23 protein-coding genes are annotated in these 18,908 nt (G+C 65.5%); 14 read left to right on the forward strand and 9 right to left on the reverse strand.

Annotated features, from left to right (window positions below; translation table 11 throughout):
* Positions 1 to 112: 112 nt before the first annotated feature.
* A complete protein-coding gene (locus CH274_RS26370; protein WP_143546646.1) occupies positions 113 to 2,224 on the reverse strand; it encodes an HNH endonuclease signature motif containing protein in 2,112 nt (703 codons plus the stop codon).
* A 75-nt stretch (positions 2,225 to 2,299) separates the two neighbouring features.
* On the opposite strand from CH274_RS26370, the gene CH274_RS26375 reads away from it, so the two are divergent.
* The gene (locus tag CH274_RS26375; protein WP_094659371.1) at positions 2,300 to 2,809 is read left to right on the forward strand and encodes a GNAT family N-acetyltransferase; all 510 of its coding nucleotides are present in this window, start codon (positions 2,300 to 2,302) and stop codon (positions 2,807 to 2,809) included.
* On the opposite strand, the gene CH274_RS26380 is transcribed toward CH274_RS26375, so the two are convergent.
* On the reverse strand, positions 2,799 to 3,743 hold the full coding sequence (locus CH274_RS26380) for a CPBP family intramembrane glutamic endopeptidase (protein ID WP_256993702.1): 945 nt from the start codon (positions 3,741 to 3,743) through the stop codon (positions 2,799 to 2,801). The two genes, CH274_RS26375 and CH274_RS26380, sit on opposite strands and share 11 nt — an antisense overlap.
* Before the next feature lie 107 nt (positions 3,744 to 3,850).
* Positions 3,851 to 4,102, reverse strand: coding sequence for a hypothetical protein (locus tag CH274_RS26385; protein WP_094659373.1), 252 nt, complete (start codon positions 4,100 to 4,102; stop codon positions 3,851 to 3,853).
* Positions 4,103 to 4,213: 111 nt separating this feature from the next.
* On the opposite strand from CH274_RS26385, the gene CH274_RS26390 reads away from it, so the two are divergent.
* From CH274_RS26390 to CH274_RS26400, 3 genes are read left to right on the forward strand one after another with little or no spacing between them, the layout of a single operon-like run.
* Positions 4,214 to 4,819, forward strand: a complete 606-nt coding sequence (locus CH274_RS26390) for a TetR/AcrR family transcriptional regulator (RefSeq protein WP_094659374.1) — start codon at positions 4,214 to 4,216, stop codon at positions 4,817 to 4,819.
* Between the two features lie 60 nt (positions 4,820 to 4,879).
* Positions 4,880 to 5,422: a GtrA family protein gene (locus tag CH274_RS26395; RefSeq protein WP_032393981.1), complete on the forward strand. Its 543-nt coding sequence runs from the start codon at positions 4,880 to 4,882 to the stop codon at positions 5,420 to 5,422.
* Positions 5,409 to 5,933: a SixA phosphatase family protein gene (locus CH274_RS26400; protein ID WP_032394193.1), complete on the forward strand. Its 525-nt coding sequence runs from the start codon at positions 5,409 to 5,411 to the stop codon at positions 5,931 to 5,933. Before CH274_RS26395 ends, CH274_RS26400 begins: the two co-directional genes overlap by 14 nt.
* 17 nt (positions 5,934 to 5,950) lie before the next feature.
* Here CH274_RS26400 and CH274_RS26405 read toward each other — a convergent pair whose 3' ends face one another.
* Positions 5,951 to 6,151: a membrane protein gene (locus tag CH274_RS26405; protein WP_027498199.1), complete on the reverse strand. Its 201-nt coding sequence runs from the start codon at positions 6,149 to 6,151 to the stop codon at positions 5,951 to 5,953.
* 163 nt (positions 6,152 to 6,314) lie between these two features.
* On the opposite strand from CH274_RS26405, the gene CH274_RS26410 reads away from it, so the two are divergent.
* The 3 genes from CH274_RS26410 to CH274_RS26420 are packed head-to-tail and all read left to right on the forward strand — an operon-like array spanning position 6,315 to position 8,850.
* On the forward strand, positions 6,315 to 6,905 hold the full coding sequence (locus CH274_RS26410; protein ID WP_179275867.1) for a hypothetical protein: 591 nt from the start codon (positions 6,315 to 6,317) through the stop codon (positions 6,903 to 6,905).
* Positions 6,905 to 8,203, forward strand: coding sequence for a sensor histidine kinase (locus tag CH274_RS26415; RefSeq protein ID WP_094659375.1), 1,299 nt, complete (start codon positions 6,905 to 6,907; stop codon positions 8,201 to 8,203). The genes CH274_RS26410 and CH274_RS26415 overlap by 1 nt, the downstream gene beginning before the upstream one ends.
* Positions 8,200 to 8,850 carry a response regulator transcription factor gene (locus tag CH274_RS26420; RefSeq protein WP_032393979.1) on the forward strand — a complete coding sequence of 217 codons (651 nt, stop codon included), beginning with the start codon at positions 8,200 to 8,202 and terminating at the stop codon, positions 8,848 to 8,850. Before CH274_RS26415 ends, CH274_RS26420 begins: the two co-directional genes overlap by 4 nt.
* Before the next feature lie 10 nt (positions 8,851 to 8,860).
* On the opposite strand, the gene CH274_RS26425 is transcribed toward CH274_RS26420, so the two are convergent.
* Positions 8,861 to 10,183 carry an NAD(P)/FAD-dependent oxidoreductase gene (locus tag CH274_RS26425; protein ID WP_094659376.1) on the reverse strand — a complete coding sequence of 441 codons (1,323 nt, stop codon included), beginning with the start codon at positions 10,181 to 10,183 and terminating at the stop codon, positions 8,861 to 8,863.
* 130 nt (positions 10,184 to 10,313) lie between these two features.
* Here CH274_RS26425 and CH274_RS26430 point away from each other — a divergent pair, with 130 nt between their 5' ends.
* Positions 10,314 to 11,213 carry a LysR family transcriptional regulator gene (locus CH274_RS26430; protein ID WP_032393977.1) on the forward strand — a complete coding sequence of 300 codons (900 nt, stop codon included), beginning with the start codon at positions 10,314 to 10,316 and terminating at the stop codon, positions 11,211 to 11,213.
* Here CH274_RS26430 and CH274_RS26435 read toward each other — a convergent pair.
* Positions 11,189 to 12,151, reverse strand: coding sequence for an MsnO8 family LLM class oxidoreductase (locus tag CH274_RS26435; protein ID WP_179275868.1), 963 nt, complete (start codon positions 12,149 to 12,151; stop codon positions 11,189 to 11,191). The genes CH274_RS26430 and CH274_RS26435 overlap by 25 nt on opposite strands.
* A 93-nt stretch (positions 12,152 to 12,244) precedes the next feature.
* Between CH274_RS26435 and CH274_RS26440 the strand changes: the two genes are divergently transcribed.
* On the forward strand, positions 12,245 to 12,619 hold the full coding sequence (locus CH274_RS26440) for a VOC family protein (protein ID WP_032393975.1): 375 nt from the start codon (positions 12,245 to 12,247) through the stop codon (positions 12,617 to 12,619).
* On the opposite strand, the gene CH274_RS26445 is transcribed toward CH274_RS26440, so the two are convergent.
* Positions 12,620 to 13,558, reverse strand: a complete 939-nt coding sequence (locus CH274_RS26445) for an endonuclease/exonuclease/phosphatase family protein (RefSeq protein WP_094659378.1) — start codon at positions 13,556 to 13,558, stop codon at positions 12,620 to 12,622.
* Positions 13,559 to 13,689: 131 nt separating this feature from the next.
* Between CH274_RS26445 and CH274_RS26450 the strand changes: the two genes are divergently transcribed.
* Together CH274_RS26450 and CH274_RS26455 are read left to right on the forward strand one after the other, a co-directional pair.
* Positions 13,690 to 15,330, forward strand: a complete 1,641-nt coding sequence (locus tag CH274_RS26450) for a GMC oxidoreductase (protein ID WP_045199049.1) — start codon at positions 13,690 to 13,692, stop codon at positions 15,328 to 15,330.
* A gap of 47 nt (positions 15,331 to 15,377) precedes the next feature.
* Positions 15,378 to 15,719: a hypothetical protein gene (locus tag CH274_RS26455; RefSeq protein ID WP_094659379.1), complete on the forward strand. Its 342-nt coding sequence runs from the start codon at positions 15,378 to 15,380 to the stop codon at positions 15,717 to 15,719.
* A 6-nt stretch (positions 15,720 to 15,725) separates the two neighbouring features.
* Here CH274_RS26455 and CH274_RS26460 read toward each other — a convergent pair whose 3' ends face one another.
* The gene (locus CH274_RS26460; RefSeq protein WP_094659380.1) at positions 15,726 to 17,345 is read right to left on the reverse strand and encodes an alkaline phosphatase D family protein; all 1,620 of its coding nucleotides are present in this window, start codon (positions 17,343 to 17,345) and stop codon (positions 15,726 to 15,728) included.
* Positions 17,346 to 17,466: 121 nt separating this feature from the next.
* Here CH274_RS26460 and CH274_RS26465 point away from each other — a divergent pair, with 121 nt between their 5' ends.
* The 3 genes from CH274_RS26465 to CH274_RS26470 are packed head-to-tail and all read left to right on the forward strand — an operon-like array spanning position 17,467 to position 18,338.
* A complete protein-coding gene (locus tag CH274_RS26465; RefSeq protein WP_094659381.1) occupies positions 17,467 to 17,889 on the forward strand; it encodes a VOC family protein in 423 nt (140 codons plus the stop codon).
* Positions 17,890 to 17,907: 18 nt separating this feature from the next.
* The gene (locus CH274_RS28985) at positions 17,908 to 18,144 is read left to right on the forward strand and encodes a hypothetical protein (RefSeq protein WP_143546648.1); all 237 of its coding nucleotides are present in this window, start codon (positions 17,908 to 17,910) and stop codon (positions 18,142 to 18,144) included.
* Positions 18,141 to 18,338, forward strand: a complete 198-nt coding sequence (locus CH274_RS26470) for a hypothetical protein (protein WP_094659382.1) — start codon at positions 18,141 to 18,143, stop codon at positions 18,336 to 18,338. The genes CH274_RS28985 and CH274_RS26470 overlap by 4 nt, the downstream gene beginning before the upstream one ends.
* A 12-nt stretch (positions 18,339 to 18,350) precedes the next feature.
* Here CH274_RS26470 and CH274_RS26475 read toward each other — a convergent pair whose 3' ends face one another.
* The gene (locus tag CH274_RS26475) at positions 18,351 to 18,740 is read right to left on the reverse strand and encodes a VOC family protein (protein ID WP_094659383.1); all 390 of its coding nucleotides are present in this window, start codon (positions 18,738 to 18,740) and stop codon (positions 18,351 to 18,353) included.
* Positions 18,741 to 18,908 lie beyond the last annotated feature (168 nt).

Consider the following 18,908-nt stretch of genomic DNA (forward strand, 5'->3'; position numbering starts at 1 on the left):
ACATCTGACACGGGTGGCTCCTCGAGGAGTGGGACGGTGACCTGCCCCAGAGACTTGAACGGCGTTCAAGGTAGCAGGCCAGAGGCCCGTGCCACACCGGCGCGGGTGTTCTTCAGAAGGGCGGAGGGTCGTATCGGGTGCGGTCGTACCGAACACGCGCATGGACGACACGACAGTGTTCGAGGTAGGCCCGCCTCTTCCCTGCGAGCTTCTGCCTCTCGTTTTCCGTTGCTGCACAACGAAAGTCCTCGAGTGTCGGCGGTGCACACCCGCTGTACTCGAGCTCCCAACGGGTGGGTTCGGCCGGGGACAGCGACGTCCCGGCCGATGTACTTTTGCGGCGGCGGCGGCGGCGTCGGAGAGGCGAGGCGATCGAGAAGTCCGGCAACGAGACCGCACGTAGACCGACGGAGTTCGACCACAGAATCGCCCCTCCGGCGAGCATCACCGCAGACCACGCCCCCGAGGTCTTCGCCTGATGATGGAACACGCACACCGGCTGAAGATTGGTCACGATCGTCCAGCCGCCGCGCTCGGGATCGTCGTGATCGAACGGAACCAGATGATCGATCTGGCACCGAGCCGACGGCACGTCGCAATTCGGAAACGTACAGGTGCGATACGCAGCCCTAACGAACGCGACGACGCGGGCACCGGGCCGATACGTCACCGCCGACTGCGACGGAGCCGACTCGCCGCCATGACCGTCGGGAAAGATGCCGCGAGCACGCTCGGGCTGTTCGACGATCCATGAAAGCCACCGTGCGACGAGCCCATCGCGGACAGACTCCTCCCCCAGTATCGGATTCACGGGTAGGCAACAGCGAGCATCCACGAGACGCGCGGACGGAAGCTCGGCGGCACCACGCACCCGGCCCATGCCGACGACCCGACGCAGAAGCGGCGGAGCCGTCGAGAACGGCCCGAACGGACTCAACACCGAACCAGACACATCGCCGCTGCGGACGCCGGCACGGCCGGGGCCGAAGCCGGCATCACTGTTCGACTGCCCGCGGCCGGAGTCCGAACCACCATCGGGGCGTTCCGGGGCCGGTCCGTCGGGGCTGCACGTGCTGCCACCACCGGCGAGAGGGCCACCAACGTCGGGGCTGCACGTGCTGCCTCCACCGTCCGGGCCACCATCGTCTGGACCACCGTCATCGGGGCCCTCATCGTCTGGACCACCGTCATCGGGGCCACCGTTACCCTGGCCGTCGTCATCCCGGCCATCATCGTTCGATCCGTCGTCGCCCGAATTTCTCTGTTCGGGTTTCAGCATCTCGACCAGCTCGGTGAGCAGCGCCTGCCATTTCGCGTCCGTGGCAACGATGCGCGCCACTTCGGGGTCGATGGGCGTGCCGTCGGCGAGGGTTGCAGGCTCCGAGGACAGTCCCAGCAGCGTCTCCACCGCCACCACGATCTGGAGGAGATGCCCGCGTCGAGGAGGGATATCGTCGGCAGCGCCGGCCACCGGGCAGTCGTCGCCGCGATCGCACTGACACACCAGTGAATGCTCGCCGTGCAGCAACGCCATAAGACCCGCGGCCCGCAGCGTGCCCGTCGATCGTGGGTCGCGCTTGCAGACCGTCCCGACGATCTCGACGATGAGGGCGTCCGCTTCGGCTGCTTCGAGATCGGTGATCTTCGCAATGAGCGATGCGATCCCGCCCGGACCGGTGCGGTCGATTCGCACACCAACCTCCTCGGACTTAGCGGCCTCTCGGGCAGCTGCGGCTCCGACCGGATCGGCTTTCATCCACAGCCGCCAGATCCGGTTGCGCAACGCCTGCGGACGCATTCGGCCACCCGCCGCACAGACCTCGTGCTCGATTGCCGCGATCACCTCGTCACCGGCGCGGTGCAGCACCGAGGTGATCGTGACCACCGTCGACCAGTCGAAGCTGCCGGTCACGAAACGTAAGGCGGTCAACGGCATTCGATGCAGACGCTCCGCGACATCGTGCACAACGGACGCATCGCGACGCGTTCCGGTCATCGTCACGGCGAGATCGCACAGGGCACCGCGGACGGTCTCGCCCGGATCTCCGCCGTCGGCTTCGGCTGCTTCGAGGCGCATCTCGAGCACGTCGCAGTACGCGAGCACGGTCGCCGCCCGAGCAAGGTTCTCGTTGACACGGTTGAGTGCAATGACGTCGAGAAAGCCCGCGATGCAGTCGTCGACCGGCGGCGTCTGCGCCACCCCCCACCCACCGTTATCGAACATGCATTCGATAGTACGAGAGGGGTCCGACAAGAAAATCCGACGAACAACACGCGCCGTAGCGGTACAACTACAACCGTGGTCGGCTACACGATTCGCGAGATCCGCCCAGGCGACGAAGAACAGCTCGGTGCAGCGCACGTGGCGATCTGGAAAGCGACGTACGCGGGAATGATGAACAGAGCCAAGCTCGATGCAATCCGCCCTCGCGACCGCATCGAACGATGGGAGCAGATCATCGCCCGCCGCGACGAGCAGTCGAGCCGCGGTGTGCGGACCCGCTGCGCCGTCGACACCAGTAGTTCACGCATCGTCGGTTTCGCCACCGGCGGGCCACCACGCGACGACGATCCGCCGGCACCGACCGAACTGTGGTCCCTGAACGTCGTGCCCGAGCACCACGGGACCGGAGTCGCAACTGAACTGATGGCCACCGTTATCGACCGGGAGGCATCGACATACCTGTGGGTGGCAGCGGCCAACGACCGTGCGGTGGCGTTCTACCGCAAGCATCGATTCGAGCTGGACGGCACCGAGAAATTCGACCCGATCTGGGAGTGCCGCGAAGCCCGCATGGTCAGGGCTTGACCGGCGGCTCTCGTCTGGACTCGTCGGGGTCGAGTTTCTCGGGGTTCAGGACCACCTCGGCCACCACCGGAGTCGTCTCGACGGTCGCATCGCCGTACCGAACGGCCACCGTGTTCGGCAGGAACGCCTCCAGCGCACGCGGGGTGAGCCACCACAGCAGCGCCGCGAACAGGATCAGAATGTTTATCCACTGCAGTACGGTCGCCGAGTTATCGGATGGAATCACTCGATCGAACACCTGGATGTTCATCACCAGTCCGTGGACGGCGATCAACACCCACAGCCGCCGGTAGCGGTAGAACACCCAGACCGCCGCGGCACCCCAGCACAGTGCCCACAGAAATCCGCCGCCACCGAAGTACATGTAGAGGAGGCCTCGCATCGTCGCCGACAACGCCATGATCGCCCAGATCGGGAGCCGGCCCACGAGCAGCAACACCGGTAGCGCCACCAGAATCGGCTCCTCGCGTAGACCCACGGTGAGAGCAGAAACCACTGCGAGCCAATCGGATTCGACCGAGGCCGGAACCGAGAAGCTGAATCGGACGATGTCCATGCGAGACAACACGAGCAGCGCAGCAGACGCGGCACCGATCGCCGCGCACCAGGTGAGCGCGGCCTCGAGCGCGGTGCCACTGCGGGCAGGCCACACCGCAGGCAGCTTCCGACGCCGAACGAGACAGACGACGGCGATCGCCACAGCACCGACCGTCACCTGCGCCGCACCCACCGCCAGATCGGCCCACTGATCCCCCATGGACAGCGTCGGTGCCGGCGCGTCGGGTTCACGGAAGCGCCACAGCGCACCCATCAGGCTCACCGAGTAGACGACGACCCAACCGGCGACCAGACCCAGGACCATCACCGCGGTGCCGGCAGCGGTCAGACCACGCCGAGGCGAGCGAGCGAGTTCCGCGCCGACACCGGTCGTCACCAGGTCACCACCATTCCGCTCGATACAGATCGCCGAACAGCTTGTTTATCACGCCTGGGCCGAGAATTCAGTACCGTCCTTGCGATACGCGAACCGGCAGGGCCCGCTCACGGTCGAGTGTCACGCTCGGATGGGTCGCTCGATTCCTTGCTGCCGACGATGTCATCTCGCAGTTCCGCGAGCAGGCCCTTCTTCGGGGTGCGGCGACGCGATTCCCACACGTCCACCGTCGCGAGCACCACCAGAACACAGCCGATCGGGCCGCCCTGGAACCAGAACACCTGCAGGTCCCAGAAGAACAGCGCCAGCACCGCGCCGGCGACGATCATGACGATGCTGCGCGCATCTCGTGCATTCATCGTGTTTCCTCTCGTCGATTCAGACCAGGTTCAATTCGATCGCCGCATTCGCGGCCAGTAGTGCGCCCACCACGAGCAACACCGTTGCCCACACGGTGCTAGAACAGACCGATGCCGAAGATCGTCGACCACGATGCGCGCCGGGCGGAGATCGTCGCCGCCGTATGGCGCGTCATCGAACGAGCAGGAATGGACGGGGCGACGGTACGCAGCGTCGCCGCCGAAGCCGGCGTGTCCCCCGGATCACTGCGGTACTACTTCTCCGACCAAGGAGAACTCGTCCTGTTCGCGGCCGAGGCCATGACGCAACGCGTCGTAGCGCGGTTGGAGGCGCACTCCACCGAGGGCGACGGCCTGGCGCGAGCTATCCGCGTCCTCGAAGAAATGCTGCCACTCGACGAGGACCGCCGCGCCGAGGCGTCGGTGTGGCTCGAAGCGATCGTGCGAGCGAGAGTCGACGAACGACTCTCCGCCCTCAAGACGGCCGGGTGGTTCGGCAGCCGGTATCTGTGCCGACTCGCGTGGGCACACCTGCACGACCTCGATCGACCGAACTCCCCCGCCTTCACCTTCGACACCGCCACAGACGAACGCGCGGCCGCCGAACTGCACGCCTTCGTCGACGGGCTGACGTTGCAGGCAGTGACATATCCCGAGCAACTCGCGACCGGAGAGGTCCGTCGAATGCTGCGGGACCACCTGAAGACGCGGCTCTAGGCCCTCTTCGCAGCCGCGACGAATCCGGCCCGATCCGTTACTCGAGGTAACGTCGATGGGATGCATGTGTCCGACCGCCTCACCGACCACGTTCCCCAGCGCTGGCTCGAGCCCCTCGTCAAGCACGCCGAGGCCCTCAAGTTCCTCATCGTCGGAGCGATCACCTTCGTCGTCACCGTCGTACTGTTCTTCGGCCTGAAGTGGACGATCCTGCAGGACAAGCCGGTGACAGCGAACGTTCTGGCCGTGCTGATCGCGACGATCGTGTCGTACATCCTCAACCGGGAATGGTCGTTCACAGCACGCGGCGGACGACGTCGCCACCACGAGGCAGCGCTGTTCTTCGCCGTCGCCGGAACCGGCCTGGCAATCAACCAGCTACCGCTGTGGGTATCGAGTTACATGCTGGATCTGCGGTCGCCGAACGTGTCCTTCCTCACCGAGAACATCGCCGACTTCGTCAGCGGGTCCATCATCGGCACGTTGCTGGCAACCGCTTTCCGATGGTGGGCGATGCGCAAGTTCGTCTTCCCGGAGCAGGTGGACGTTCTTCCCGATCCCGCCGCCCTGACCGTTTACGGTGGACGGCATGGCGACCACTAGGACCCTCGTGCTGATGAGGCACGGCAAATCCGGCTACCCCGACGGAGTACCGGATCACGAACGCCCCCTGGCCGCCCGCGGCCAACGCGAGGCGGCGCTCGCGGGAGCCTGGATCGGCGAGCACGTCGGCACAGTCGACGCAGTGCTGTGCTCGACGGCTCTGCGCACCCGCGAGACCCTGGCTGCTACCGGCCTCGGCGACCTACCCACTCGATTCGAGCGAGACATCTACGGCGGGTCCGCCGACGAGATCATCGACGAAATTCGGTTGGCCGACACCTACTTCGACGACGTGACGGTATCGACCTTGCTGGTCGTCGGGCACGAACCCGGAATCCCCTGGACCGCACTCGAACTGGCGGCCGACGACGACACCGACCTGGCCCGCGAGGTGCGACACCGCTTTCCCACCTCGGCCATCGCAGTGCTGACCACCGAGGCGTCCTGGGCAGAGCTGGCCGCAGGCTCGGCAACCATCACAGAGTTCTGCATCCCGCGCGCCGATCAGTGATCAGTGTTGGTCGGTAGTCAGCGGTTCCTGAGGTAGAGGTAGCCGGCCCCACCTGCCGCGATCAGCAGAATCAACGCGGCGGGGAACCCGAGCAGCCACCACACCACTGCCAGCACAACCAACGCGGGCGCGGCGGCGATCAACGCGATGCCGGGGTTCTCGCGCACCGTCTCCAACGCGGACTGTGCGTGCACTCTGTCGATCTTCTTGCCTGCCATGACGGACTCCCTGTCGCCTGCGTGTCCTGTATGCGTAATTCCACAGTAGCGCGTTCGGCTACGACTTTAGGTGGAGCGCCGCGTCGTACCTTCGGCCGAACCACCAGGTACGACGCCTCCGCGGGGGTATTGCGCGCGCGTCGGCTGCGGTGAGATCGGGTCCATGAACAATCCGATTCTGCTGACGATCGCGATCTGCGAGGTCGGCTTCTGGGTACTGGTGATCGGCGGGCTGTGCCTGCGCTACGTGGCACGGATGCGGCGCGCCAGCACCCTCACCCTGGCCCTGCTCCCGGTCCTCGATCTTGTCCTCGTCGCGGCGGTGGCCCTGGATCTGCACCGAGGCGGCGACGTCGAATTCGCGCATCGCCTCGCCGGTATCTACCTCGGCTGGACCGTCGTGTTCGCGCACTCCACCGTGGCCTGGCTCGATGTACGCTTCACGCACCGATTCGCCGGTGGACCCGCACCGGTCAAGCCCCCGAAGACCGGCCCGCAGGCCTACCGCAACGAAATTCGGGGATTCGTGAAATGGCTGTGCGCCGCCGCCATCGCGCTGGCGATCACCTACGCATTGGCCTACACCGTGGCAGACTCGGACCAGGCAGCAGCGCTGAAGACCGTGATCCAGCCACTGGGCGTCATCACGTTCTTCTGGTTCGTCACCGGACCGCTGTGGGTGCTGGGTTCCAAAACTGCGGGTACGAAGAGCTCGAGCTCGAAAGATGCGGCAGGAGAACGGAGTCGACTCTGATGCTGGGTGATTCCCGGGTACCGGGCTTTCACCGCGTAGTGCGCACGTTTCGCCCGTCCTGGCGGCCGCGCAATCCCGTGGTACTGCCGATCGAAATGCTCCTGGCCACTCTCTTCTACGCCGGATTCCAACTCTCCACCGGCACGGTCGGTGACACCCGGGACGAACTGGTCAGCAACCCACCCCTGATCGCAGTGAGTGTCGTTGCCCTGCTGGCGATGACCGCGGTGACGTGCGTGCGCCGATCCTTTCCCGTCACGGCATACCTGTCGGTGGTGGCGATCAGCGTCGCGCTCATACTCGTCCTGCCGGACCGGACTCTCGGGTTCACCCCGCTGTACTGGTTCGCCATCGTCGCCTTGGCAATTCGGGCGACCGGGCCACGCCTGTTCGCTCCCATCGCCGTCGGGCTGATTCTCGAAATCGCAGTCAGCGTCGACACCCGCCTGTCCTACCCGGATGCCGCGGCCGGCCCCGGTGGCACGATCGGCGTGGTCGCCGAGCAGATCGCGAACCTCGCCATCAACTACACGGTGCTCATCGCACTGGGCAAGTACATCGCACGAAACCGCGCGCAGGAACTCGAGAGTGAGGCCGCCCTGGGCCGAGCCGAACTCGAACACCGGCAACAGCTGAACGCAGCCCTGGACAACGAACGAAGAGCCATGGCACGCGAATTACACGACGTCGCAGCCCACCACCTGACCGGCATGCTCATCCAAGCCAAGGCAACCAAGACACTCATCACGAGCAACCCCGAGCAGGCACGCGAACTACTCACCGGCGCAATCGAACACGGCCAACGGACCCTCGACAGCCTACGCCAGATCGTCGGCATACTGCGCCCGAGCGAGACGAACAACAGCGCTCCGCAGCCGATGATCGCTGACCTTCCCGAACTGATCGACCAGTCACGAATGTCGTTCGGGCGCATCGACACGAGCATCCTCGCAGACAGCGACGACACCGACAGCGCGGTGCAGTTGACGTGCTATCGCGTCGTTCAGGAATCGCTGTCCAACGCCCGACGCCATGCGCCGAACTGCGATGTCTACGTCGAGGTATCCGACCTACACTCGGCCATCGAGGTGACCGTCACCAACACGCTCACGCCGGACAGCTCCGAGCTGCGCGAGTCCTCGGGTCAGGGGTTCGGCATCCCCGGAATGCGTGAGCGCACCGCACTACTCGGCGGCACCCTCGATGCAGGATCGTCCGACGACCGAACGACGTGGACCGTGCGTGCTCGACTACCTGTCGGCGGAAAGATCTCTCGACCACAGGAGATGCCGGCATGATCACCGTCCTCATCGCGGACGATCAGCCCGTGGTTCGGCAGGGATTCGAGCTGTTCCTCGCCGGCCATCCCGATATCGAGGTCGTCGGGCACGCGAGCTCGGGAAGGCATGCCGTGCAGCAGGTGTCGGCACTGCGACCGGACGTCGTACTGATGGACATCAGGATGCCGAACGGCGACGGACTGACCGCAACGCGCGAGATACTGGCACAGTTCGAGAGCGTTCGCGTCATCGTCGTCACCACGTTCGACCTCGACGAGTACGTGTTCGCAGCTCTCGACAGCGGAGCGTCCGGCTTCCTGCTCAAGGACGCCGACCCCGACGAACTCGCCGACGCGGTGGTCACCGTCGCCGACGGCGGAGCGGTGCTCTCTCCACGACTGACCCCGCGCTTGATGACAGAGTTCGCTCGCCGGGGCAGGCCGAGTCGAACCACTCCCGTTGCACCGCAACACGACCTGAGTCTGCGCGAAATGGAAGTGGTTCGACTACTTGCGGAGGGACTGGGCAACAACGAGATCGCCCGTTCACTGCAGGTCGAACAGAGCACCGTCAAGACCCACATCGGCAACATCTGCCGCAAACTCGAGGTCAATACCCGAGTGCACGTGGTGATCTGGGCCTACCGCAACGGCATCGCGACCTAGGTCTTCACAACTAGGCCGCTCTGCGCTCGTCTTCGTCGGCAGTGTCGCTGGTGTGCTCCTCGAGCGAAGCGGAATGGTCGGTGTACTGGAAGTGCGGTCGCTTGTCGCCGATGTACGAGGTCATCCACGACACCACCGCAACGTAGCGGTTCCGGAAGCCGACCAGGTACATCAGGTGCACCGCGAGCCACATGATCCACGCGATCGGTCCCGACATATCGACCTTGCCGAACAGTCGTGCCACCGCGCTGAAGCGGCCGACGATCGACATGCTGCCCTTGTCGGTGTACTCGAACGGCGTTCCCGCGTCGACCTTTCCGATGATCATCTTCGCAACGTGCCTGCCCTGCTGCATCGCCACCGGCGACTGACCGGGCAACTTGTTCAGCGACGTCACGTCGCCGATCGCGTAGATGTCCTTCGCCGAACCGACCGTCAGGTCGTCGTGCACGAGAAGCCGTCCGGCACGGTCGGTCTCACACCCGGTCCGCTCGGCGACGGTGGCCGCCAGATCACTGGCCTGCACGCCCGCCGACCAGATGACCGTCTTGGCGGCGAACGTCCTCGACGTCTTGGTGTCCACGTCCTGCACCGTCACCACGTCGTCGGCAATATCGGTGACCATGGCACCGGTGACGACGTCGACGCCCGACTTCTCGAGCTTCGTACGGGCGTACGCGCTGAGCTTGCCGCCGAACGCCGGCAGCACTTCCTTGACACCGTCGACGAGGGTCACCGTGACATCGTCGGGATCGATGTCCGGGAACGAGCCGGCGAAGTAGCGGTGCGCGAGATCCCTGATCTGACCTGCAAGCTCGACACCCGTCGCGCCTGCACCGACGACGACGAAGCTCAACAGCTCCTTGCGAGCAGCCGAATCGGTTGTCATGTGCGCGGATTCGTAGCAGCTCAGAATCTGCTCACGCAGAGCGATCGCGTCGTCGACGGTCTTGAGCGCGAACGTGCGGTCCTTGAACTCGTCACGACCGAAGTACGCCTGCGTGGCTCCCGTGGCGACGATGAGACGACCGAAGCCGATGGTGTGGCTCTGCCCGGCACCGATGTAGGTGACCTGGTGCGCCTCGGGATCGACATCGACGACGCGTCCGAGACGCACGTCGGCCGACTCGTACTGCGCGAGAATGCGCCTGATCGGCGGGGCGATCTCGCCCGTCGAGAGCATTCCGGTTGCGGCCTGGTAGAGCAGCGGCTGAAAGAGGTGTTCGGTGGTGCTGGAGATCAGCGAGAACGTCACACCGGCCTTGCCCAGAGACTTGGCGGCGGCCAATGCTCCGAATCCCGATCCCACGATGACGACGTCGTACGTTTGCACAGCACTTTCCTTTTCGGCTCGAGTCTTTCCCTCTACGAAGAACTACCTCCATGAAACTCCGACCGCGATGCTCTATCAACGCGGAAGTTGAAATAGCATCTATGAGCAGAACTCATGATTGAATGGCCGCATGGAACTGCGGCAGCTGAAATACTTCCTCGCGGTCGGGGAGGAACTGAACTTCTCCCGCGCCGCCGAACGCTGCTACGTCTCGCAATCGGCGATCAGCCTGCAGATCTCCAAGTTGGAACGAGAAATCGGTGAGCCCCTGTTCGAGCGAACCTCTCGTACCGTCCGATTGACCGTTGTCGGAGCACAATTGGTGTCCATCGCCCGGCACATGGTGGAGCTGGAGCAAGCCGCCCTGGCGCTGACGACGCGCAAACGTAATCAGCTGCGCCTGACCGGAAACATGACCTTCGCAGCCAACGCCATCTCCGCCATCGTCGCGGTACGCGAGCGCCATCCCGACGCCGAGATCGACTTCGTCCTGAAACGATTCGCAGAACAGATCGAAGCGGTGACGTCCGGCGACTGCCAGGTGGCGCTGATCCGCGGCAGCGTCGAACGCTCCGGTCTGCACGTCACCGAGCTGTGGACCGAAGACCTCGTCGTCGTCCTCCCCGAGGGGCATCCTCTGGCGGGTGAGAGCAACCCGAGTCTGAGTCAGCTCGCCGGCTACCCCCTGCTACTTCCCAAACGGAGCGAACAGATCCTGCTGCACCGGGTGATCGAGCGTGAGATGAAACGAAGCGGACTGCCACTGAGCTTCGGCCCGCCCGTGGCGTCCGATCACACCGCCAGCGCCGAACTCCTCAAGAACCCACAATGCTGGTCCATCCTGTACGCCAGCACCGCCGACAGCACCCCCAAGACCGGCCTGGTCTTCCGCACCGAGGCCGACCGCAGGCTGAGACTCCCGGTATCGGCAGTGGTCGACGCGACCGTGCCCATCACCGACATTCAACGCGACCTGGTGGCCGCCCTGGCAGCGACGGCACCGGTTCAACCCGCCACCCCCGCGAGCTGAGCGAACGCGGCATCGGCGTCGAACAGTTCGGCGCGATCGTACGTCGACGTCGACGCCATGATCTCGTTCGCGCGGGTGCGCTCGACCACCTCCTCCAGCCGCGGACGGACCTGCCCGGCCGTGCCGAGGATGCTCGACGCCAACGACGCCTCGATTCGATTCCGCGTCTGCGGCGTCCACTGTGATTCATCGATCCCCGACGCCGGTTGCAGAGCCGGGAACTCACCCTCACGTCTGGACCTGGCCATCGCCCACGCCTCCGGGACGGCGAGCCTGCGGGCATCGGCGGTGTCCGCTGCGATGGTCACGTCCAACGAAACAATCACGTACGGTGAGGGATTCGACGGCGAGGGACGAAAATGCTTGCGGTAGAGCGCCAATGGATCGTCCTGATGCACTATCGGTCCGCCGACGACGACCGGAAGCCCGGCGCGAGCGGCAACCTCGAGACCGGCTCCCGTCGCGAGTACGAACACCGGCGGAGACGGGACAGCGGGCCGGGCCGTCACCGAACCCGAACCGTCCAGATAGGAACGCAATTCGGCGATGTCGGCCTCGAACGTGTCGGTCCGCTCACTGCGCAATGCTGCCCGAACCGGCTCGGTGAAACCGAGGGAGCGACCGACACCGAGGTCGATCCGGTCGGGAAACAGAGACTCCAACATCAGAAATTGCTCGGCCACGACCAGCGGCTGATGGTTGGGCAGCATCACTCCGCCGGATCCGACGCGGATGCGCGAGGTGCGCGACGCCACCGCCGCCGCGAGAACCGCAGGCGCGCCCGACGCGATCCCGGGAACGCCGTGATGCTCGGCCACCCAGAACCGATGCAACCCGATCTTCTCCGCATGTACCGCTCGTTCGACGGTATGGCGCAGCGCCGAGGCGTCGTCGAAACCGGATCGCGTGCGGGACCTGTCGAGCAATGAGAAGAACACGGATATCTCAACCGACGAGGCGTCGGGCATATTTCTCGAAGTGTTCGTTCGACGCGGACCGAATGTGTCCGCAATGGCGCTCATCATTGCGTCATGAACCTCACCATGAAGCTCGAACTCGTCACCCTCGCCGTCACCGACGTGGACCGCGCCAAGGACTTCTACGTCTCGATCGGTTTCAACGCCGACCACGATGCCCGCCCCTGGGACGGCATCCGATACGTCCAGCTCACTCCCCCGGGCTCGGCGTGCTCCATCGCGATCGGCGAGAACATCACCGACGCCGAGCCGGGCAAGGGCGCCGGAATCCTGATGGTCGTCGACAACGTCCAGCAGGCCTACGAGCACCTCACCTCAGCCGGCCTGACCATCGACCCGCCGAAGGACGAAGGCTGGGGCACGTTCGTGTACTTCGCCGACCCCGACGGCAACAAGTGGTCGGTGCAGCAACTGCCCGCACAGTCCTGATCAGCGCTGACCGGGACCGAAGGCCAGCCGAGCCAGGATGCCGCGGTGGTCGGAGCCGGGAATCGTCACGGCTTCCACCGATCCAACGGCCAGATCTGCCACCAGAACGTGGTCGATGGCGATCACCGGCGGATACCACGTGTGCGCCGGGTACGTCCTGAGCATGCCCGCCCCGGTGGCCACCGCCGCATCGACGAACCGGCCGTCCTGGAGATCTCGGTACCGCCGATGGTCCTGCGTCGCGTTGAAGTCGCCCGCCACCACCACCGGACCGTCGTCGACGGGGATCTTGGCCAGCAGCTGGCGCAACAGCCCCAGCTCACGTACCCACTCGGACGGCTCCCGCGGCCACGGCGGCACCGGATGGACTGCGAACACCAGCGGCCGGCCCGGCATCTCCACCCGCGCGGAGAGCAGCTCTGTCACGAAACCGTCGTGACGCTGCTCGTCGACCAGCGGGAAGCGACTGTAGATTCCGGTGCCCTCGCCGCCGGGAGCGGCGCTGACGTGCGCGTACGGCAACGAGCCGGACAGCACCGGGCGAAGGCGGGCGTCGGCCTCCGGCGTCAGTTCGACGAGAGTGAGCACGTCGGGTCGGTGCCGCTCGACCAGCGCGACCAACGCGTCGGGATCGGCCTGACCCAACCAGATGTTGGCGTGCAACACCGTCAGCTCCGGCTCGGCCTCCGTCCGGGAGCGGTGCCTGTACAGAGGAATCTGTGTGGCAGCGGCGCCCACCGATACAACCGCGCCCGCCGCCAGCCCCCACCAACCGAACGCCACGGCCGCGAGAACAGTGCCCGGCACCGCGGCGAGCATGAGGACATGTGCCAAAGCACCGAAGACGAGCATCGCCTGCCCACGGGCGTCGACACGGTGCGCTGCGATGCCCACTACCGCTGCCAAGAGCAGTAACAGAGCCACCGATGGCGAAACCATGAGCGGAGTGTGACAGGCAAACCTGAGGCCGAGCTGGGAGCCGTCCCATATCCGACCGAAGTGTTCGCTTTCTTACAGCAAACACGACACAATCGAGAGCGCTGTCCGCACGTACTAGGGGGAAGTTTTCCGTGAATCGAAGGCAACTGCTGCGTTTGGCCGCTGCCGGAATGCTCGGCGCTGCCGCCGCTCCGGTCCTGGGCTCCGCCGGGGCACCGGGTTCTTCCACAGCAGGCGCACTCCCCATCGGTGCCGAACGAATCCGATCACTGGTCCCCGAGCTGTTCGCCGATCCCCCGCGCCCACCGGACCACTCTCCCGTCCTCGTCATCGGCTCCGGATTCGGTGCCAGCGCTGCCGCCCTTCGTATGGCACAGGCCGGCACCCAGGTCACCGTCCTCGAACGTGGACTGCGCTGGCCACGTGACCCGTGGCGCGAGATCTTCACCGCCGACATGACCGCCGACGGACGCGGACTGTGGCAGCAGACCTCGTTCACCAACATCACCGGAATGCCCGTCGGACCGGTCGACCTGTTCGGCGGCGTACTCGACACCACCCGGTACGAGAACCTCTCGGTCTGGCGCGGCGCTGCCGTCGGCGGTGGCTCGATCGTCTACACCGGCGTCACCATCGCGCCCGACAAGAAGTTCTTCGACGCCTCCTTCGGCGGACGCCTGAACTACGACGAGATGGCTGCCACCTGGTACCCGAAGGCGCGCTCGATGCTCCGGCCGTCGCCGATGCCCGAGGACGTCTACAACAGCCCGAACTTCTCGCACTCGCGCACCTGGGACGACCACGCCCGGCGGGCCGGGTTCACCCCACAGGCAGTGGACGGCAACTGGAACTGGAACGTCGTCCGCGACGAGCTCGCCGGACGCTCGCGGCCGTCCGCGACCGTCGGCGCAAGCACCTTCGGCAACTCCAACGGTGCCAAGCACGACCTGACGCAGAACTACATCCCCCAGGCCGAGGCCACCGGCCGCGCGACGGTGTGCCACAGCCACCGCGTCGCAGCGATCGGCACCGAATCCGGCGACCGCTACCGCGTCGAGATCGAACGCCTCGACCCGTTCGGCAACATCGTCGAGACACGCACCGTCACCTGCGACACGCTCGTCCTCGGAGCCGGATCCATCGGCACCACCGAACTGCTGATGCGCGCCCGCACCACCGGCGCACTGCCGAACCTCAACGAATTCGTCGGCACCGGCTGGGGCACCAACGGCGACGCGTCGATGACGCGGTCGCTCGGGCCGATGTCCGCCGGACCGCAAGGAGCGCCCTGCGCATCCCGCATCGTCGACGACTCCTCACTGCCACTGACCGTCGAGAACTGGTACGTGCCAGGCGTTCCCGTGAACCTCGGATTCATCGGCTCACTCGGCATGACCATCGACCCACTGCGCGGAAACTTCGGATTCGATTCCGCCACAGACCGATTGACGCTGAATTGGCCGAAGGGCGGCAGCCGGGACACCGTCGAAGCCCTACGCGCAGTACAGAATCGGATGGCCCAGGCCGGCGGAACCATCGTCGCGGCCGAACCGTTCACCCGCGACGTCGACGACACCTTCACCGCCCACCCCCTCGGCGGCGCGGTGCTGGGCGACGTCACCGACGGCTACGGCCGGGTGAAGGGTCACCCCGGGCTCTACGTCGTCGACGGTGCGTTGATCCCGGGCAGCACCGGAGCCGCGAACCCGTCGCTGACCATCACCGCACTCGCCGAACGCAACGTCGCACAGATCATCGCCGACGGTCGCTGACCGGCCGACACGTGGGTAGACCCGCGCGCAGCGGGTAACCCACCGGTATGCCCGCCAACGATCCGACCGAACGCACCATCGCCGACCGCGACGTCGAAAAGCGCTGGAACGACCCCGTCGTCTTTCGCAGAGCGGCCGGATACTGTGCGGCCGTGGTGGCGGTGGCTGCGGCACTGACCGCGCTGTTCCTGGTCGTCGACCGCACGAATCCCGTGTTGGCCGCGTCGGTGCCCGCAGTGTGCTTCCTCGGCGGCATCGGAGCTCTGACGTTGGGATACAGGTCCTACCGTGCCGGTGGCACGTGGCCGATCTGGCAGGGCGCGGCATGGTTGCTGTTCACCGTGATGCTGCTCGGTCTGGCGATGCCGATGTTCGCGATCCGCCAATGACCGGCGTCAGCCCAGCTGAATCTCGGGGCGGCCTTCGGGGACGGTGACCGTCGCTGCGGTTCGTACCGATGCCCCCGGTGTGGAGACGCGATCGAGAACCCTGACCTCCGAACGCCATTCGGTGTTCGTCAGCGTGCTACGGAGATAGCCGCGCCGAGCATTTCCGTACTTGACGTGCGGAGAAGCTTCGGCGATGGCCGCGCCGGCCGAGTCGACATCGGCACCGTCCTTACCCGACGCGATCGAGGTGGTCGCGATCTCCACACCTTGGATCGACGACGCCTGATCCTGGTAGTCGCGGCGTAGCTCGGAGACGATCGTGCGATGAATGTCGCCGACGATCGACGCGACGTTCTTCGTGCCGCGATCCCTGGCCCCGTCCAGAATTCGGTGCCGAGATGCCTCGTATCCGCTCCACGGGTCCATCCCGACCTTGCGATCGCTGCCGAGCCCACGGGCCAGGTCCGAGATGACCGTCTGGTGCGCCAGGAAGTTCCACCTCGACGGTGATGCGAAACCGTCGAGTATCCACTTCTCCTGCGCTGCACCGGTGATCGTGCGCGACGGATCTGCCGTCTCGGCGTCCTGCGCATGCTCGCCGTCGCCGTGCGCCTGATCGCTGCGGTACTGCCGCGTGTCCAGTACCGAAAAGTCCACCAGATCTCCGAACGAGAACCGGCGATAGACCGTCATGTCCGGTCCGACGGGCTTCAGATTCGCCCGAACCGGAGTGTTCTCCCACCACGCCTTGAACGCATCGGCTCTGCGCAACAAGAACTCTCGCGGATCGTCGTCGTCCTGGCTGATCTGCGAGGCCCAGTTGTTGTCCACCTCGTGATCGTCGAACGTCGAGACGAACGGTGCCGACGCGTGGGCCGCAGCAAGATTCTCGTCCGCCTTGTACAGCGCATATCGGTCGCGATAGTCGCTGAGCACCATGGTTTCTCGGGCAGCGGATTCGGTGCGCGGCTCGCCCTGCCTGGCACCCTCGTCCTTGATCGCGTACTCGTAGATGTAGTCGCCCAGAAAGAACACCACATCGAGATTCGACGCGGCCAAGTCCTGGTACGCGCCGAAGTAGCCGTCCTCCCACTTCTGGCACGACGCCCACGCGAAGTCGAGCTTGCTCAACGGTTGGCCCAGTGCCGGTGCAGTTTTGGTGCGGCCCACCGGGCTGGCATGCGGCCCGACGAGGAAGCGATAGAAGTACTCACGAGCTGGCTCGAGACCTCGGACGTCGACGTGAATCGACCAGCCGTCGAACTCGGTGGCCAGCTCGATACCTTCGCGGGTGATGCTCGCGAATCGCTCGTCCGCCGAGATCTGCCACCGCACCGGCACCACGCCGGGAGTCATTCCACCCAGTGGCGCGAAGGGATCGGTGGCGAGTCTGGTCCACAGCACCACCGAATCGGGCAGTGGGTCGCCGGATGCCACGCCGAGGCGGAACGAGTAGTCCGGGGTCACCACGGACTGCGCACCTGCCGTCGCCGTGGTTCCCGCGAGTTCGGGAGTGAACGCCAGCGCCCCCACCAGCGCACTCCATGTCAGGAACTGTCGACGCGTGGCCCCGGCACGCAGAGAGATGTCCTGCCCGAACCGTATCTCGTTACCCCGTCTCACCATCCTTCGAGGCTCCCGCGCCCGAGCGAACTGTGCCCGTCATCGATCGAACGGGAAAGTGAACACGACGTTGTCATTCGATTCAGGACCGAAGTCGTCCGCGACCTCGGCCACACTCGAGCGCATGACGAACATCGACCGCACCGGCTCCCAAATCGACCACCTCAACATCGGCGTCACCGATCTCACCGCCAGCGCCGAGTTCTACGGTGCTGCACTCGCACCGCTGGGGATCAGCGAAATCATGCGGGTACCGCACACCCCCGAGGCCAACCAGCTCGCCATGATCGCGTTCGGCTGGGCGAACGTGAAGCCCTTCTTCTGGATCGTCGACGCACCGGGATCGGCCATCGGACCCCACACCCATCTCGCGTTCAGCGCCCCCGATCGCGCCGCCGTCGACGCCTTCCACGCGGCAGCACTCTCGGCAGGAGCAGTCGAGCTCCGGCCGCCGGGACTGCAGCCGGAATACCACGCCACGTACTACGGATCCTTCGTGCGCGACCTCAACGGCATCGACCTCGAAGCCGTCTGCCACCACGAGTGAGCACCCCGGAGCTACCTGATGGACGTGTCACTGCGGCCGAGGCAGCGTCCCGTTGGTTCGCACGTGGTCGCGCAGACGAGTGAGGATCGATCCGAGAGCGTCGACCTCCTTGGTTGCCAGGCCGTCGAAGAACAGGCGATGCACCAGCTCGACATGACCCGCCGCCGACGCGTCCAGAGCCGCCCGGCCCGCCTCGGTCAGAACGGCATCCGTGGCGCGGCCGTCGGTGGTCGAGACCGTCCGCTCGGTGAGTGATCACCGCACTCCTCACCGACTCCGCCGGCCTGTCCTTCTCCGTCACAGTCGAACCCGCCGTGCTGGGCGACGTCGCACGCATCTCCTGGGCACTCTCGCCACCCGACGCTCCAGCCGTCGTCACCGGCCAGGACTTCGCCGTCATCAAGCATGGCACGATCGCCGAGCTGTACACGTTCATCGACCGGAGATAGCCGGTCGAACCGTCAGGCTTGCACGACCCACACCGAATTGCCGTCGGGATCACGCAGCGCGAACATGGGCGGAACACCGTCGACTTCTTCCATGAAGTCGTCGAGATCGACTCCGCCGAGTGCACTCAGACGCTTGTGTTCGGCCGCGACGTCGGCTGTCTCGACACCGATGGATCCGCCGCCGGGCGTTCCTCCCATCGGCGGGTTCAGGGCGAGCCGTGCCGTCGATCCCGGCGGGGCCACCTCCAACCACCGGTATTCGTTTTCGGGGCCGAACCGCAGATCGCCGCGAATCTCGAAGCCGAGCACGCGCGAATAGAAGTCGAGAGCCGCGTCCTGATCTGCGACGGTGAACATGGCCACGCCGATGTTCACGATGGTGCTGGATTCTGGGTTGGTCATGCCGTTACTGACCCGAGTGGCACGGAGAACTCACCGCGGACGCCGATACGAACTCCCCACCAGATACGACAAAGCCCCGCATCGACCGAAGTCGATGCGGGGCTTTGTCTGCAGGCTCTGTCGCCGTGAGCGGAAATTCGTAGTGGGCTACGAAGTTCTGCTCACATG

Source organism: Rhodococcus sp. 06-418-5, assembly GCF_002258285.1.
GTDB lineage: Bacteria > Actinomycetota > Actinomycetes > Mycobacteriales > Mycobacteriaceae > Rhodococcoides.